Here is a 17,750-nt window from a genome sequence, read left to right on the forward strand (position 1 = left end):
ATACGAAATATGAAGAAAATTATACAAATAGCCAGGCTGGAGCTCAGCCTGCTATTTTATTCACCAATAGCCTGGTTATTGATCATTGTGCTCATTACACAGTTAAACCTGGCTTTTATGCCAGGCATCCCCGGACTGGTGCAAGGAGGGACATTTGGTTTTTTAACTACAATTTATGCCAATGTTCCGGATAAAACGAATCTCCTGACCCAAATTTTGGAATACCTGTACCTCTACATTCCTTTGATTACCATGGGGATTATCAGCAAGGAAACCAGTAGTGGAAGTATAAAATTACTTTATTCTTCCCCGGTAAAACTAAGCCAGGTGATTTATGGGAAGTTTATTTCCATGCTCATTTATAACCTGGTGATTATAGGCATACTCGTTTTGTTTATGTTGATTGGCGCCGTGTTCTTCGTTAATTTTGATTATCCACATGCCTTGGTTGGGCTGTTGGCTATTTTCCTGTTGTTAAGCGCTTATGCAGCGATAGGGATTTTTGTATCTAGCTTAACCACTTATCAGGCAGTAGCCGCGATTAGCACGTTTGTGATGCTGGCTTTTATGAATTACATAGGAACGCTTGGACAGGATCTTGATTTTATCCGTGATTTGACGCATAGTCTTTCCATGCCTAGTCGTACCGAGCGTATGATTGCAGGATTGTTAAATACCCGTGATGTGATTTATTATGTGGTGATTTCGGGAATGTTTCTGGCATTTACCATTACAAAATTGGAACTGGAACGGCTGTCCAGATCGTTTTTACAACAGGCTAGCCGATATGCACTGATCTTATTGGTCGGTTTAAGCATTGCCTATGTCAGTTCGCGTCAGCCGATGATCGGATATTATGATGCCACGGCCACTAAAACAAATACCATTACTAAAGTCTCACAGGAGATCCTTAAAAATATGGGTGAGGAGCCCATTGAAGTAACTACCTACGTTAATGGATTAGACGATTCTTATTTTAGAGGAGCGCCTATTGAACGCATTTCTAATATTGCCCGTTGGGAATCTTATCTGCGATTTAAACCTAACATTAAGCTGAAATGGGTTTATTATTATGACAGTGTTCCTGGCGTTACGCCACAATTGATTGAACAGAAAGTAAGCTTCAATAAGTACGTAACTATCATGGCTGATTTGCAACAAATCGATATTACTGATTTTTTGAGTCCGCAAGAACTTAAAGCGCAGGTTGATTTGCGTGGAGAAAGTGCCCGTTTGGTGATGCAATTGAAATATAAAGGGAAGACTACTTTTTTACGGACATTTCCTGCCCCTGATAATCAATTTTGGCCATCTGAAGCCGAAACCGGAGCTGCTTTAAAGCGATTGATTGTTACCGCACCTAAGCTTGTTTTTGCTACAGATGGTTATCAACGCAGTATGGATAAAATGGGCGATCGGGATTACAAGGTATTGGCTAATAGTAAGTATTCCAGAAGTTCATTGGTTAATCAGGGTTTTGATGTAGACAGCGTTTCTTTGGAACGTAATGAGATTCCGAAAGATATTGCTGCCTTGATCATTGCTGATCCAAGGGTGGAGTTTACTGCGGTTGCCAAAACAAAGCTTCAAAAATATATTGCTGACGGTGGAAACCTGATGATTGCCGGAGAACCGGGTAAACAGAACGTTGTTAATTCCTTGCTGGATTCATTGGGTGTTCAAATGCTAAACGGAACCATTGTTCAAAAAAGCAGGGATTATTCTTTTGATCTGGTTACACCAAGTCTGGCTGCGGGCGCTGTAGCTATGGACAAAAGTTTGCAACAGTTTTATATGTATAAAATGGTAGTTTCTATGCCTAATGCTGGCGCGTTAAGCTACGTACCACAGGGAGGCTTTAGCGTTCATCCGCTATTAATGTCTGATGCCCAAACGAGCTGGATCAAGAAAGGCAAGTTTGTCCTAGACTCAGCAACATTGGTAGTTGATCACATCAAGGGTGATCAGGAGGGAAGTTTCCCTACAGCATTGATGCTCACCAGGAATGTGAAGAATAAGGAACAACGGATCATCGTATCTGCTGATGCGGACTTTTTCAGCAATACAGAATTGAGTCGGAACAATCTGCAAACCTTAAATGTCAATTTTGCGATGAGTATATTCCGATGGTTCTCCTATGGAGAGTTTCCAATCGATACCAGTCGCCCAGCTTCAAAAGATAATATGACTACGCTGATTAAGGACTATGTAAAACCGATACAAATCTTGTATTATTTCATCATTCCAGGTGTCATATTCTTAGTAGGCCTTATTTTATTAATCCGCAGAAAACGTAAATAATGATGAACCATCTTTTTCAAACCATTAGCTGGGCGTTTCTCCTTACTATTGGCCGCTATTTTATCATTGCAGGCATCTTTTTTTTAGTTTTTTACCTGCTCTTCCCCAAAAGCCTGCTGCGAAATAAAATTCAAAGCAGGCTGGCAGGTAAGGCCGATTTTCTGAGAGAAATCCTGCACTCCTCTATATCAAGCATCATGCTGGCAGTCACCTCAATTATTGCATTGTCTGACAGACTTAGGCCGCATACCTTTATCTATACTGATTTACATGCTTACCCTTTATGGTGGATTCCAGTGAGCCTTTTGCTAACCTTAGTCGTGCATGACACCTATTTTTACTGGATGCACCGGATATTACACCATAAAAAGTTGTTTAAAGCAACACACTTGGTGCACCACCAATCTACAAATCCTTCTCCCTGGACCTCTTATTCCTTCCATTTCCTGGAAGCCATAGCAGAGGGCGCAGTCATCATTGTGTTGGTGTTTTCTATGCCATTACATCCATTAACGATTGGACTGTTTGCGTTTTCTTCTTTTGTAATTAACGTTTATGGGCATTTGGGCTACGAAATTATGCCTAAAGGGTTCAGAAAGACTTTTCTATTCGAAATCATTAATACTTCTACCTTTCATAATCTGCATCATCAAAAATTCAGAGGTAATTACGGATTGTATTTAAGGATCTGGGATAGGCTGATGAAGACAGAACACCCGGATTATGTAAAACATTATGATTTGCTACAGGAAAAGCGATTTGGACAATAAAAATTAGCGCCTGCACTGCACACACTCTAACCAAAGTATGTGTGCAGGCAGGACTTAATGCTATTTGCTCACTTCAAAACTTGAAGTCGCCCCTTGCCATGCGGCAGTATAGGCTTTGCCATTATGTGTGCCTTCAGTCTTTTCACGAGCTGATACTTCAAGAACATATCTCCCAGGCCAGATCGGGCTAAAAGTTATCACTCCGTTTTCATCAGTTGTTACTTCTTTGCTCCAACCTTCAGGAGAAAATACCGATACTGTTGTCTTAGCAAGAGGCTTACCGTTTGCTATAGCTTTTATTTGTATAGGAGCATTAACCTTGTAGGTTTTAGCCTCAACAGTATGCACCTTAAGAGATACTGGAATGGTAGCAACATCTACAGCGCTTGGTTTACCAACTGTTACGATGGCAGCGGCTATAAATTCATACTTTGTAGTTCCGCCAAGCTCTGCGGCTTCATGGCTAACAGTCAATACGTATTGCCCATTTCCTTCGGGAGCAAAGCTTGCGCTGTAAAAATTAGTTCCAGGAGTGGTTGTCAGTTTAATTTTTTCTTTCCCCGGAGCTGTTAGCCATAAAGTAAAGTCTTTAACATTGGAGTACCATTTGGCTGTTTCTTCGCGTTCGTTAGTCGCGTATTCTCCATAATATACCTTTACCTCCTGGGCCTGCCCAGTTTTTCCTGATGAAGCAGTCTCTATCCATAAAGCATGTGCAAATAATTGACTTGTGCCTAGCGTAAATAATAATGCAAGTAATAATGATTTCATATTCTTTTCTATTTAGAATGATTAAAAATTAAGCTAATCTATAAAGTAATTCGAGACTTATGAAATTTATTTAGAATTATTATAAATAAAACGGTAAAGTGCCGTTTGAAAGCGATTAGAGCCCTATGATTGCTGCTCTGTTAAAGCGTTAACGTAAGCCTTAGGCGTATGGCCGAACTGTTTTTTAAATTCACGGCTGAAGTATTTCGGATCATTAAAACCAACCAGGTACGAAACTTCCGATACATTGTACGTTTTTTGAGCAAAGAGTTGGGCCGCCTTTTTTAAGCGGATTGTTTTGATAAAATCATTCACAGATAGATCTGTAATCGCTCTGATTTTTTTATACAATACAGGCTGGCTCATGCCAATATTGGCTGCCAACTCCGGAACACTAAAATCCTGGTCAGACATATGATCCTCTATATACTGCACGATCTTAATCATAAAAGTATGCTCTACAGTGCTAACCTTAATGTTTTGAGGCTGTAGGCTGACCTCTTTACTAAACTTTTGTCGCATCGTTGCCCTCGATTGGAGTAGGTTTCTGATGTTTAGCTTTAATAAATCAATATTGAAAGGTTTGGTGATGTAGCAGTCGGCACCAGTTTCTAATCCATCTACCTGATGAATCTGAGATGATTTTGCAGTAAGTAAAATTACTGGGATATGGCTGGTACGCTCATCAGTTTTTAGCTTTTTGCACAGTTCCAATCCATCCATTACCGGCATCATCACATCACAAATAATCAAATCAGGAAGCAACTCCGTTGCTGTTTCCCAACCATCTAATCCATCTACACTTTCATGAACGCGATAGTCGTTTTCTAGCAAGCCTATAAGCATCTGCCTGATCTCTGGATTGTCCTCAACAATTAAAATCGTTTCGGCTGTGGTAATCCTTGTCTCCTTTTCAATTGCCTCCACAGCAACAGGAACGGTATAAATTGTATTTTCCGAATGGTGGTATTGTGTATCTATTAACTCAGTGTTTTTAAAATGACTTTTGCCTTTTTTAAGCGTTAAGGTAAAGCAAGTATCACCAGGTTGAACTGATGTTGCAGGAGTACTCTCAATACCTATACTTCCCTGATGAGATTCTACAATGCTTTTAGACAGTGCCAGACCTATACCAGAGCCAATATGTCCCGATCCCTGCTCATCAACTTGAAAAAAGTCGCTAAACAACTTCTGCTGACTCTCCTGTGGAATGCCTTTTCCATTATCTCTAACTTTTAGGATCACCTCTTGCGCGCGCTCTTCAATAGAAACGTGGATGCTGCCTTGGTCTTTTGTAAATTTAAACGCATTAGAAAGCAAGTTAAATAGCACTTTCTCTAACTGGACCTTATCGAAATACAGTTCAATAAACTCCTGCTTATGCTCAAACGTATAATGAATATTGCGAGTGTCAGCTAGATGCTGAAAAGCATGAAAAATCTCCTGTGTAAACTCTATAATATTGCCACTGGCAACGTGTAATTTTAAATGACCGGTCTCAGCTTTTCTAAAGTCCATTAGCTCTGTGATGAGCCTCATTAGTCGGTCTGCGTTATTTTTAATAGGAAGTATCTGCTTGTTAATTTCAGGATTGTCCTTTGTTGTTTTTAGCAGATGCTCAAGTGGCCCAAGAATCAAGGTTAGGGGAGTGCGTATTTCATGAGACACATAAGTGAAGAAGTTCAATTTCATCTTTTGTACATCCTCCGACCTTTTGAGTAATGCCCGGATAAAAAGATACCTTACCGTAAGGAACAAGATGGTAGAAAATATAAGTGCATAAAGTACATATGCCCACCAGCTGGCCCATATCGGTGGCAGAATCTTTATCTCAATGCTGGCTTGGTTGCTCCCCGCTATTCCATCATTATTTAAACCCTTAACGATAAAATGATAGTTGCCGGAAGGTAAATTGGTGTATATGGCACTCGGGTTGCTGGTATAGTTCCACTGCTCATCGTAGCCCTCTAATTTGTAGGCATATTTATTTTTGTCGGGCTTGATGTAATTTAATAATGCAAAGCCCAAGGTAAAGTGATTCTGATCGTGTTTAAAGGTGATCTCTTTGGTATTCAGAATTTGTTCCTTTAAAAGCTGATCAGGCCCGCCCACCTCTACAGGTTGGTTAAATAATTTTAGGCCCGTAAAAACAAGAGGTGCTTTATAGTTATTCGTTTCAATTTCTTTAGGATGAAAAGAACTGAGGCCATTTAGTCCCCCTAAAAAGATCTCGCCTTTACTATCTTTAAAGTAAGACCTGGCATTAAACTCGTTCCCTGCCAGTCCATCACTCTTTGTATAATTTCTAAACTTTCCGGTGTTTAAATTTAACTGCGATAAGCCATTGGCCGTACTGATCCATAGATGGCCTGCATCATCCTCAACAATACCAAGTACATTGTTATTGGCCAGACCATCCACTTCCGTATAAGTTTTAAAATGGTTTGTCTGCTCGTTATATATACTGATGCCCCCAAAATAAGTACCTACGCAGATCAAGCCCTTAGCTGTTTGAACCACACAATTGATATAATCAGACTTCAACCGGGTGCTATCATTCTCATTCTTTGTAAAAGGACTTAAAAGTCTGGTGCTAAAATTATACCGATACAAACCGGCAGATGTGCCTAGCCATAGATTTTTCTTTTGATCCTCAAAAAGAACCTGTATACCTTTTTTCTTTTTTAAATACTTACCTAGAACACTCTTTGTGGTGTGATCGGGGAAAATTCCATGCTGTCTCCTTAAAATGGATAGCCCATTTTGAGAGCCAATCCATATCGTGCCATAACTATCCTGTCGCAAAGCCACAATTTCGGCAGTACCGGGAGAATTTTTAGCGTCTTTTACATTGATAATGCGTTTAAACTTTCCTGTTTTGGGATTAAAAATATTTAACCCACCATAATGCGTCCCAATAATGAGCTCACCTTTGCCCGAATTCTCTTTGCACATGATTTTAATCAGGTTAGAGGTGATACTGTTTGGATCGTTAGGGTTTGTTTTGTAGCTCGTATAAGTATTGGTCTTTCTGTCCAGGTAATCTAAACCACCACCCTCAGTTGCGATCCACAAGTTGTTGCGTTCATCCTCCACTATAGAGCTGAGGATGTTGCTGCTGATGCTGGATTTTAACTTGCTGTTGTGGTAAGCTTTAAATTTCGTAGCAATCAGGTGACTATAATTAACACCACCAAAATAGGTGCCTACCCACATGGTCTGGTTACCATCCTGATATATACTGTGCACAGAGTTGTGACTGATGCTATTTTTTAACTCAGGATCATGCTGATAATTAGTAAAGGTTTTGCTTACCGGATCTAGAATGCTTAATCCTTCCTGAGTGCCAATCCAAAGCATTCCCTGTTTATCTCTGGTTATGGTTCTGACATCGTTATGGACAATAGAATTCGGGTTATTATTGTCATGGCTATAAACAGTAAAGGATTTGGTCGAGTAATTATATAAGCATACCCCATTGCCCGTTCCTATCCATAAATTGTTTTGGGCGTCAGTATTAATACAGGTGACATAATTTGAACTGATCCCAGATTTATTTTCCGAATCGTATTTAAACCGTTCATATTGGTAGTGGCCATTTTTTAAACGCATGCATAACAACCCGCTACCGGTTCCAATCCAGAGGTTGCCGCGAGTATCTTTAAAAATGGCGTAAATGCCTTGAACACTCTCCTCTTTTGTCCCCTTAAACTTGAAAGACTTAAAAGTGTTTTTGTTTTTGTCTGTTAAAAGGTTAAGCTCACCTAAAGTCCCCACCCATAAATTTTTGTCAGGGTCTTCATAAAGGCATTCGATACCACCTTGGCTTAGGCCTCGCTTTGACCGGGTTGGGATCTGTATAAAAGTATCGGTTCCGGAATCATATCTATTTAGTCCATTAGCTGTTCCTACCCATAAGGTTCCTTCAGTATCAGTCAATAAAGCTTGAACCTCATTATTGGAGAGACTGCTTCGGTCTGCTGGATGATTGATATAGTTTTTAAACTGGTGGCCATCATATCGGTTTAGCCCCTGCCGTGTACCGAACCACATAAAGTCTGATTTATCCTGAGTAACCGAAATTACTGAGTTTTGCGAAAGCCCATTTTCAATTGTATGGTTACTAAAAGAAAGCGGATGTTGCGCATGGACCGAATGAAAAATTACAGCAAAGGAAAAGCATAAAGTAATCAGTCTCCATTTAACCAGATTCATATTAATCCCTAATAATTAGATGTTTATTGCGCTAAAGATAGAAATATCTGCCTTTGTTAATGATTTTTCTACCTTTTTATTTAGAATTTTCATCTTTTTTAAAGGAATAATATCACAGTTTTGAGTGTCTGAACAATGTAATATTCTGAAGGCGGTATGCTAAATCATATTTAACCCATACTAGACCATAACGCCCTAACCAGCTAATAATAAGTTTATAACTGTTCCGACAAAACAAACTAAGTAATACCTAAACCAAACATGTATGAATAAACATCGACTAATCCCCTGTCAATGTCTCCTTGTGTCTTTTTTTCTTGTTGGTCTTGGTTTTCCGCTAAGTGGATTCGGCTTTCAGGATACTACAAGTCGTTCCAAAAAGGATACGGTGGCAGCGGATTCCGGAAGCGTAAAATTGAGACGCTTTGTATCAGTAAAGAATGTCGATTCATTGCCTTTAAAACAATTAGGCCTGATTCCCTTTAGTTCTCTTCAGCAAGTGATTAAAGGCAGTGTAGCCGGAGTATACGTACAAGAAACCAGCGGCGAACCTGGTACAACAGAACAGAGCATGATGATTAGAGGATTGCCAATGCCGCTCTTATCCAGAAAAGACATTTATCAGGTTCAGCCTACAGTATACCTCAATGGTATTCCGCTGATTCAGGATAATCCCTTTATGTTCGATGTGCAACGGTTCAGCTACCTGCCCATTGGACCGGCAACCAATCTACTTTCTACCATTGATTTAGATAATATAGAATCCATCAATGTAATTAAAGGGGGCGCTGCGGCAGCAGTTTATGGGCCTAGAGCAGCTAATGGAGCCATCTTTATCACCACCAAAAATGCGCAGGAAGGATTGAACCAAATCAGCTTCAATAGTTATTATGGAATGGTGCAGAAAGATCAGGTAACACCTGCCAATGCTAAAAACGAAAATGATTTTAGGATGCCATTTTATAATAAATTCGCCAGCCCAGCGGACATGGATAATTATCCGGCATACCTTAGAGATGCGACCAATGAAAATTATTACGGCCCCTCCAACTGGACAGATCTTTACTATAAAAATAGCCCGGTACACAACATTAACGGAAGCATAACAGGGGGGACAAGCCGTTCAAACTTCCGTTTTTTCGCAGGAAACACCAAAAGTGCCGGAAATGCAGATGATACCAAGCTAGATAAATACGTAGCATCATTCTTTATCAATATGTTGCCATTAAAATGGCTTACAGTTTCCAGCATGATCAATGCCACAAGGCTCGATCGAGATAGAAACAAGTCATTCAGAGATCGTTTTGCCGAAATGCAATACGTTCCTGATCTTTCAAGCCCCATATCGCCCAATAAACTCATTTACGGTAGTTTATTAGATGAATACAAAAACAGAGCAATAGATAAGAATAAAAACAACGCTGTTCAAGGTTATTTCTCGCTAAATGCCAAAATAAAAGATATTGATTTTATTTCCCGTATCGGCTTCGACTATAACGAAGGTTTACGCGATGTGTTTTACCCTTCAACCATGTTTGATGGGAACAATTTTGTCTCTAATTATTTTGGTTACAACCAACGTGTAGTGATTGATAATATATTGAGATATAAATATCACCTCAACGAGCAACAAAGTTTAAACCTCGAAGCAGGCCATTCCTTCCAGGCTGATGTAAACAAATACAACTACGCATTTGGCTACAAAGGATCAAGTGATTACATCAAGATCAATGTGGTAAACGGAGATCCTAAAAGCGATCAATACCTGCTTCCTAAAGATTTTATTGTTTCGCGCTTTACCGATCGTCAGAAATCTAACCTGAGCTCGTTGTATGCCAAGGCCACATATAATTTTAAGGAAGATTTAAGCCTTACGGCTGTAGCCCGTACCGACGGTTCTTCTAATATGCAGCCGAGCGCACGCTGGTTCTTTTCGCCGGCAATCAGTGCAGATTATAACCTGAAAAATACTTTATTAAAAGACAATTCAACTTTTTCTAAACTATTGCTATCTGCATCATGGAGCCGTATAGGGAAGCTAATTTCAGATGATCATTTTGCCGCGGGTCCTCAATATAATGTAGACCTAGGCTGGTCTGGAAATCCTGCATTCTATTCTTACGGAGGGTTCGGGACGTTGTCCAGGCCATATACTACAGGATGGATTGGTTATGATATCCCATGGTCTTACGTGCAAGAAACAAATGTGGGTATAGATGCAGGCTTCTTTAACAACCGCTTGCAAACGCGTTTCGAGCTATATTCAAAAAATAACAACCGTATGCTGTTGCCTATGCCGGTAAATGCCGAGTCGGGTTACACAGCCGCTTACCAAAGTGGGATGGATGTAAACAACAGCGGAGCTGAACTGATCCTGCAAGCCGAGGTATTGAAAGGAACAAAAGGTCAATTGAGTTGGACCAGTAGTTTCAATGCTGCCTATAACCAAAATAAACTGAAAGCCTTGCCTGGCGGAATGTCTGAAATCCTTATTGGAACGCAGAAATTGGTAGTAGGTCAGGCTATAGACAAATTCTGGGTATTGCAAACCCATGGCGTATTTAATTCGGATGTAGAAGTACCTGTAGATCCTAAAACGTTTCAGATTTTTAACTATAAAGGATTGCCTTTCCATGGTGGAGATCCAAGATGGAAAGACCTGAATGGCGATTATACCATTAACGAATCTGATAAAGTACCACTAGGTAATTACATCCCTAAGTTTACGGGTAATTTCTCCAACCAGTTTACTTATGGCGATTTTGGATTGAACTTCAATTTTTACTTTGCCCTTGGTCGTAATATCCTCAATCAGGCCGTTGCCGGTCGCTTCGACTTCATCAACAGAAAAGGAACGAACGACATTGCCGCTGTAGATGAGATTACTTTTTGGCAAACTAATTTTGATGCCTCAAAATATCCGGTATACAATCCATGGAGTGCCGTACAGTCGTATCGTTCGGATCAGGATATCTTTATTGAAAACGGATCATACCTAAAATTACGCTCCGTATCCTTAAGCTACGATCTGGCTCGACTCAGTTTCTTAAATCCAAGAAAAAGAGCGCAAAGTAAATTCCTGGTTTACATGACCGCGACCAATTTATTTACCATTACCCCATATACAGGTGGTGATCCTGAAGTTGTTGGCTATACAGGCATTGATACAGGCTACGGATTATCCATGCCAAAAACATACATATTAGGTATTAAGGTTGATTTATAGATATGAAAAATATGAGGTTTAATACAAAAATAAGTTTCTTCCGCATTTTTTCAGGAGCATTAATCCTGACGGTGCTGATGTCGGGCTGCAATAAAAAGTTGGATATAGATTCAACACACCTGGTAAACGAAAAAAACAACTGGAAATCAATTACCGATACCCGTTCGGCACTGCTGGGAACCTATGGTTTACTAAGAGCAGCAATGGCTGATAACAACGCACACTGGCTTTACGGCGAATTGCGTAATGGCGATTTTCAGGCCACTTCCAGACTAGATTTGAAAGCAATTATAGGCAGCAATCTAAATGCACCGTATCCAGTTGTACAGTCATTAAGCAGCTGGCGAAGGTTTTATGCCGTAATCAACAGTGCCAATCTCTTTATCGATCGTGCACACGAAGTGATGGCTTTGGATAAGCAGTATACCGAAAAAAATTACCAGGTTGATATCGCCCAGATGCATGCATTACGCGCTTTCGCCTATTTCTACATGACCCGTATTTGGGGTGATGTGCCCTTAATTAAATCTGTTAACGATGGTTCTTTTGAACAAGCCAAACGCACGCCAAAAGAAGACGTATTGGGCTATGCCGAAAGTGAACTGTTAAAAGCAGTACAAGATTTGCCTTACAAATACGGGGATATATTTGATCCCGTTTTTCCGGGGTTGTATTACGGACAAGGAATTGCAGCCTGGAATGGTGTATTGCTAACTAAAGTCTCCGCTTATGCTATTCTGGCACATGTTGCAGTTTGGAACGAACGTTATATAGATGCATCGGGATATGCGCGTTTTGTACTTGACAATGCAAGCAAAGCTGGTTCAAGTTATATGACCACGGCATTGCTAACTAGGGTAGATGGCTTTTTTTACGATAAAAACACCAATCAGATTTTTGGATTGCCCTTTGCCTGGAGCGATAGGGAGGCTAGTCTTGATGGACACATAGAAGACCTTACCCTTGCTGCACCGCTTGTGGTACGACCAGTACCCCAAATGTTTATGCCTGATCAAACAATCCTATCGATTTTTGATGAAGATAAAGATGAACGTTTCTCCATAAACGCTGCTAATGGTAGAGCCGTAACCGATTATTTTACCGGGTTTGGCAGCTCCAATACCATCTTTAGTAAAGTTAAATGTATCCGTAATGCTTCAACAGATGGCTCGCTCGGGCTGTTCAGCTCTGCCATCGTTTTTACCCGTTTGGAAGAGATTGCGTTGCTATATGCGGAGTCCATGGCTGTTTTAGACAATATGGATCCGGCAATAGATGCGTTAGATAATGTACGTCTTTCAAGGGGGTTACCTAGATATACAGGTCCTAATTCGGGAGTCCTTGATGCCATATTTAAGGAACGCAGAAGAGAGCTCATGGGCGAAGGCTGGAGATGGTACGACCAGGTACGTTATAACCGAATTAAAAAGAGCGATACGCAATTCAATAAATTAATCAGTACCAACGGGATTTTCTGGCCAATCAGTCAGGATGTCCTTAGCCGCAATTCTTTACTGGTTCAAAACGAATATTGGAGGTAATCATATGAAAAAGAATATACACTTAATAAAAGGTTTGTTGATCCTGTTTACAGCAATGCTATTTGTTTTAGCCTGTAAAAAGGACAAAGGAGCTTATGATTTCGATAATCAGGTTAACGAATTTGATGGCAATGCATACGAGTACTTAAAGGCGCAGCCAGGAGTATACGATTCACTGCTAAAAGTAGCAGATCGCATTACCTGGCTAAAAGATACGCTAATTACGCCGTCCGACTTTACCATTTTTGCTCCAACCAACCGCAGTTTTACATTGGCGTTGTTAAACCTCAATAACCTGCGTACTACACAGAAAAAGTCCAATATAAATTTAGGTAATGCCAATTTGGATCAGCTCGATACACTATTGAATAGGTATTTTATCAGTGGCAGGTTCTCTACTGATAGTTTACTACTTACTGATGGTGCATCTATGCAAACCATTAAATACGATTATGGAATGCATGCCATGGAGGTCAATTCAAATGCTTATGGCTTTGTACATGGTGGCCCAAAAACCATCAAATACAGCGATGTTAAAGGTTCTCAGTATATCGTAGAATGGCAAAGAACAACCACGCAGGCGGTAAACATTTTTACGCATAATGCGGTGATCCATGTGCTCACGCCCTCACATGAATTTGGGTTTAGTGAATTTACCCTTAGGCTCAATAAATAATAATTATGAATTCAGTTACCAAGATCATGATAAATAAAAAATATACACTGGCCATAGCCCCTGTAATTCTGCTGATCGGATTGCTGGGCGCCTGTAAAAAATTCCTTCCTACAGATCGCGATACATTTAATACGGAGGCACGATTTACTCAAACGGTGTACATGCCCGTGTTAGGACGTACAACCTTAATGTCCAATAATTTTGATGCGTAAAGCTCTACCTTACCACTAACCTTCAAAATTGTTAACCCAAGAAATAGCGATGGACTAATTGCTCCCGAGCTGATCAAGCCTTTCGATGTATTGGTTTGGAAAAAGGCTTATACCGGAACGGAGAAAACTTTGGCCGAAATTGAAGGGAAGAGAGTTGTTGAAAAACATCCACTGTTTGAGATCAGAGAGCACTCAGGAGAGTTTATTATGTGGGCGGCGGCAAATGACCGGATTTTAACATCCCTTCCAGATTCTGGATATACTTTCGATGTAGAAGTGACCAATAATGGCGGTCGCAGGTATTTTAACAATATGAAGCTGCAACCCTATAAAGAAAGGGCTAGTGAGCCAAACTCTAAAGACCCAATCACGGGTGGAGATTTAAATAGACAGATTACGCCAACGGGAATATTCAATATGATTGGAGAGCGTACAAATACTGTTTTAATGCCAATGGATATGAACGTCTATATGAAAAAGGTAGGAGAAGGAAACTCATTAACCTTTCGTTTTCAGGATACAGTATTCAATGCAATTAATCCAAACAAATTTAACCTAACCAATTGGAATACATTGGTACATGGTTTCGATATGGAGAAAACAGACACCTATGTAAGATATAAGGTGGCTTATCCAATCCCATTGGTATCTATTCCAACACCATATACTACCCTTGATGGTAAGCAGGCTTCTCTCTCTTTTGCTTATGAGCGCCTGGGTTTTGGGGGTATAAAGCAGATCGCTGGATTTCTTTTCAACTTCAACATCTACCAGCAGGGAGATTGGGAAATCATTTTTTGGTTTAACCGGGATAACCCAAGATTCGAAAATGAATGATGTACACAGATCAAAATAGATTTAAGCTGAACACGCTAAAACAAAATAGGACTATGAAGTACCTTTCTAAATTTTTACTGCTCCTTATCCTGGTCTCTACTTCCAGAACAATGGCGTATGCACAAAAGATGGTAACCGTAAAAGGTATTGTATTTGAAAAATCAACTAACCTTGGATTACCCGGTGTAAATATTGCTACGGGTAATCCCCTTAAATCGGTAGGTTCTACCGCAGGTAATGGTTCATTTACAGTTACCGTACCCGAAAACACGGAGCTTACCTTTACCTATATCGGTTTTAAGGTACAAAAACTAAAAGCCAACGATAAGCAAAGTATGCGTATTGTGCTCCAGGAATCTACAAATACCCTCGAAGATAAGGTTGTAATTGTAGGATATTCTGCAAAAACCAAAGAAGTCTCTACCGGAGCAATCACCACCATTAGTGGCAAGGCGCTTCAGGATGTGCCCGTAGCCAACGTAATGGAATTACTGCAGGGTAAAGTGGCTGGTTTAAATATTCAGAATAATACTGGTAGTCCCGGCGCACGCGGATCAATCTTCGTCCGTGGTTTATCCAGTATAGATATCCAGGGTTCAGGTAGTGATGCCTTCCTAACACCAACTTCTCCATTGTTTGTAATTGATGGGGTGCCTTTAGATGCCAACTCAAATTACGAATATGGTTTTTCTCAAGGTGGTCCGGGCATCAGCCCACTTTCATTGATCCCACCAGAGGATATTGAAGAGGTTTCTGTGTTAAAAGATGCACAGGCAACTTCATTATATGGATCTCAGGGTGCCTATGGAGTAATCTTAATTACGACCAAAAGAGGGAAATCTAAAACCCCGATCATCCAATACACCACTAACTTCTTTGTCAACACCCCACCGAAATTGAAAGAAGTAATTGGTGGAAAAACAGAACGTGATATGCGCTTATGGCAGATCTATAATTATGCAAAAGGTCTATATGATGCGAGACAGTTAATTGACAATACACCTTTTTTGGCCGATAGTTTAAATGCATTTTACAACAACTCAACCGATTGGCAAAGCGTTTTTTACAGAACCACCCTTAACCAAACACACAATATCAATGCATCCGGTGGTGATCAGAAATTCAATTACAAAGTAAACGTCGGTTATTACAATGAAAATGGCATTGTCGAAAATACAGGCTTAACCAGATACTCATTGGGGATGAACGTATTGTATCAGCCTAACGAGAAATTTCGATTATTTACCAACGTGTCTACGGCACTGGGTATCAGTAAAAAGGGAAGTGGAAATGGCGTACAGCAAGGAGGTGTGGCCAGCGGAAGTTCGGCGTCATCACTTTTACCGCCACCTTCTTTATTTAGTGGGGCAGGAGATGCAACCGGGGTAATGATTGTAGATAATAACAACAAATCCGGGAACATAAAAACCAATCTGGAGGCCAGGTACCAATTTCTTAAGACAGTAGCTGTTACGAGTACCGTAAACTACGATTACAACACTGGTACTGAAGATACCTTTAAGCCGGCCATCTTAAATAATAACAAATCAAGTCTTTATACCTATAGCGATCGCAAAAGCACACTGTACAATCGTAACATGGTTAACTATACGGAAACGTTTAATAATTTCCATAACGTAAATTTCTTCGTTTTCAGCGAGATGTACATTCGCAACTACCAGGCGCAGGTAATTAACCAGGTACGTACACCAAGTGATCAGTATCAGGGACCGGGAGGTTTTAATGCTGCCGACTCTAAGGGCGGTATTTTAAATAGTTATGCAGATTCAAGATCAGCAGCGATAGCTGGTTCATTTTCTTACAATTTCGATAAAAAATATGTAATAGATGCTTCATTCCGCCTCGATGGTTTATCGAGTAGTGGCCCGGATGTGCCATGGTCTAAAAATCCGGCGGTAGCTGTAAGGTGGAACTTTAACAAAGAAAACTGGTTCAAAAACATAAAATGGATAGATTTTGGTTCAATACGTACCAGCTGGGGTAAAAACATTGTTCCGGCAGGTACCGTATTTGATGCTTTTGGTGCCTATAACTATAGCGGATCCTATAACGGATCTCAAGCCATTGGTTTAGGTTTCAAACAACTGCCCAATACGCTGTTAACCCCAACAGTTACCACCCAGTTCAATACCGGTCTTGAATTAGGTTTGATGGATGGAAAATACCAGATTACTTTTGATACTTATTATAAAATGGTTGATAACCAGTTAAGAGACAAAAAACTGGCAGATCACAATGCTTTCGAAAGTATTAAAACCAATGAAGTTAGTCTGGTTAACTATGGTTATGAACTGTCATTGACCGTTCGCCCATTGGCTAAAGAAAGTAAGGTAAACTGGACGGTTTCATTCAATGGAGCAATCAATAAAGATGTATTAACCAAGCTGCCGGATGGCGTGCGGTCTATCGTTATTACCGATGAGGCAACCAAACAAAATATCCTCTACCGCTTGGGTAGAAACAGCTTGTCGAACGTACTTTACAACACCAAAGGGGTGTATGCAAGTACGGATGATGTGGCAGTAGATCCGGTTACTGGGATGCGGTATCGCACTAGCGACGGAAAAAATACTACTTTTTTCCAGGGAGGTGATCCACATTGGGCGGATATTAATGGCGATTATATTTTGGACGAACGAGATCTGGTTATTGCTGGTAACTCCTTTCCACAAGTTACCGGAGGGATATCCTCTTTTTTCTCTTATAAAAACTATTCCATGAACCTAAACATGTCTTATACCTTAAAAAGAGACATTTTAAACAATGCATTAGCAGAGCGATTCCAGAATTTTGCTGATCCCGTTAAACAAAACAACTTAGTGCCTTTAGATAGATACGATTATTGGAGATCAGCAGCAAGCAATGCGATGTATCCAAATCCTTATGACTATCCGCGTTACGATATCTACAGGCCATTCCGCTTTGATCAGACCTTGTTCCAGGAAGATGGATCTTACCTGAAAATCAATACGCTCACACTGGCTTATACTTTTGATAGGAAGTTCGCGGAACGCTTAGGTATTACCTCTATGAGGATCTATTGTACAGGAAATAACCTGTATACATTCACAAATTACTCCGGACCTGATCCTGAAAACGTGACGGACCTGGGCCGCGATAACTCTAAAGGTTATCCAAGTAGACGTAGTTACTCACTTGGTTTAAATGTACAGTTCTAAA

At 40.2% G+C, this 17,750-nt stretch carries 9 protein-coding genes and 1 pseudogene; 8 read left to right on the forward strand and 2 right to left on the reverse strand.

Annotated features, from left to right (window positions below; genetic code table 11):
• Window positions 1-9: 9 nt before the first annotated feature.
• Window positions 10-2,301: a Gldg family protein gene (locus tag FBD94_RS25390; RefSeq protein ID WP_131612657.1), complete on the forward strand. Its 2,292-nt coding sequence runs from the start codon at window positions 10-12 to the stop codon at window positions 2,299-2,301.
• Window positions 2,301-3,071, forward strand: coding sequence for a sterol desaturase family protein (locus tag FBD94_RS25395; RefSeq protein ID WP_225874845.1), 771 nt, complete (start codon window positions 2,301-2,303; stop codon window positions 3,069-3,071). Before FBD94_RS25390 ends, FBD94_RS25395 begins: the two co-directional genes overlap by 1 nt.
• A 60-nt stretch (window positions 3,072-3,131) precedes the next feature.
• On the opposite strand, the gene FBD94_RS25400 is transcribed toward FBD94_RS25395, so the two are convergent.
• The gene (locus FBD94_RS25400) at window positions 3,132-3,842 is read right to left on the reverse strand and encodes a DUF4198 domain-containing protein (protein WP_131612659.1); all 711 of its coding nucleotides are present in this window, start codon (window positions 3,840-3,842) and stop codon (window positions 3,132-3,134) included.
• Window positions 3,843-3,965: 123 nt separating this feature from the next.
• Window positions 3,966-8,057: a hybrid sensor histidine kinase/response regulator transcription factor gene (locus tag FBD94_RS25405; protein WP_131612661.1), complete on the reverse strand. Its 4,092-nt coding sequence runs from the start codon at window positions 8,055-8,057 to the stop codon at window positions 3,966-3,968.
• A 265-nt stretch (window positions 8,058-8,322) separates the two neighbouring features.
• Here FBD94_RS25405 and FBD94_RS25410 point away from each other — a divergent pair, with 265 nt between their 5' ends.
• The 6 genes and pseudogenes from FBD94_RS25410 to FBD94_RS25430 all read left to right on the forward strand — a co-directional run bounded on the left by FBD94_RS25410 (window position 8,323) and on the right by FBD94_RS25430 (window position 17,749).
• The gene (locus FBD94_RS25410) at window positions 8,323-11,283 is read left to right on the forward strand and encodes a SusC/RagA family TonB-linked outer membrane protein (RefSeq protein ID WP_131612663.1); all 2,961 of its coding nucleotides are present in this window, start codon (window positions 8,323-8,325) and stop codon (window positions 11,281-11,283) included.
• A gap of 11 nt (window positions 11,284-11,294) precedes the next feature.
• A complete protein-coding gene (locus FBD94_RS25415; RefSeq protein ID WP_235884652.1) occupies window positions 11,295-12,824 on the forward strand; it encodes a RagB/SusD family nutrient uptake outer membrane protein in 1,530 nt (509 codons plus the stop codon).
• A 4-nt stretch (window positions 12,825-12,828) separates the two neighbouring features.
• The gene (locus FBD94_RS25420; RefSeq protein ID WP_165503726.1) at window positions 12,829-13,500 is read left to right on the forward strand and encodes a fasciclin domain-containing protein; all 672 of its coding nucleotides are present in this window, start codon (window positions 12,829-12,831) and stop codon (window positions 13,498-13,500) included.
• A 5-nt stretch (window positions 13,501-13,505) separates the two neighbouring features.
• Window positions 13,506-13,712, forward strand: a complete 207-nt coding sequence (locus FBD94_RS26400) for a hypothetical protein (RefSeq protein ID WP_235884653.1) — start codon at window positions 13,506-13,508, stop codon at window positions 13,710-13,712.
• Between the two features lie 15 nt (window positions 13,713-13,727).
• Window positions 13,728-14,549: pseudogene (locus tag FBD94_RS25425) on the forward strand (DUF5007 domain-containing protein); the annotation flags it as partial.
• A 53-nt stretch (window positions 14,550-14,602) separates the two neighbouring features.
• Window positions 14,603-17,749 carry a SusC/RagA family TonB-linked outer membrane protein gene (locus tag FBD94_RS25430; protein WP_225874847.1) on the forward strand — a complete coding sequence of 1,049 codons (3,147 nt, stop codon included), beginning with the start codon at window positions 14,603-14,605 and terminating at the stop codon, window positions 17,747-17,749.
• The last annotated feature ends 1 nt before the right edge of the window (window position 17,750 follow it).

It is taken from the genome of Pedobacter hiemivivus (genome assembly GCF_005144565.1).
Classification (GTDB): Bacteria; Bacteroidota; Bacteroidia; order Sphingobacteriales; family Sphingobacteriaceae; genus Pedobacter; species Pedobacter hiemivivus.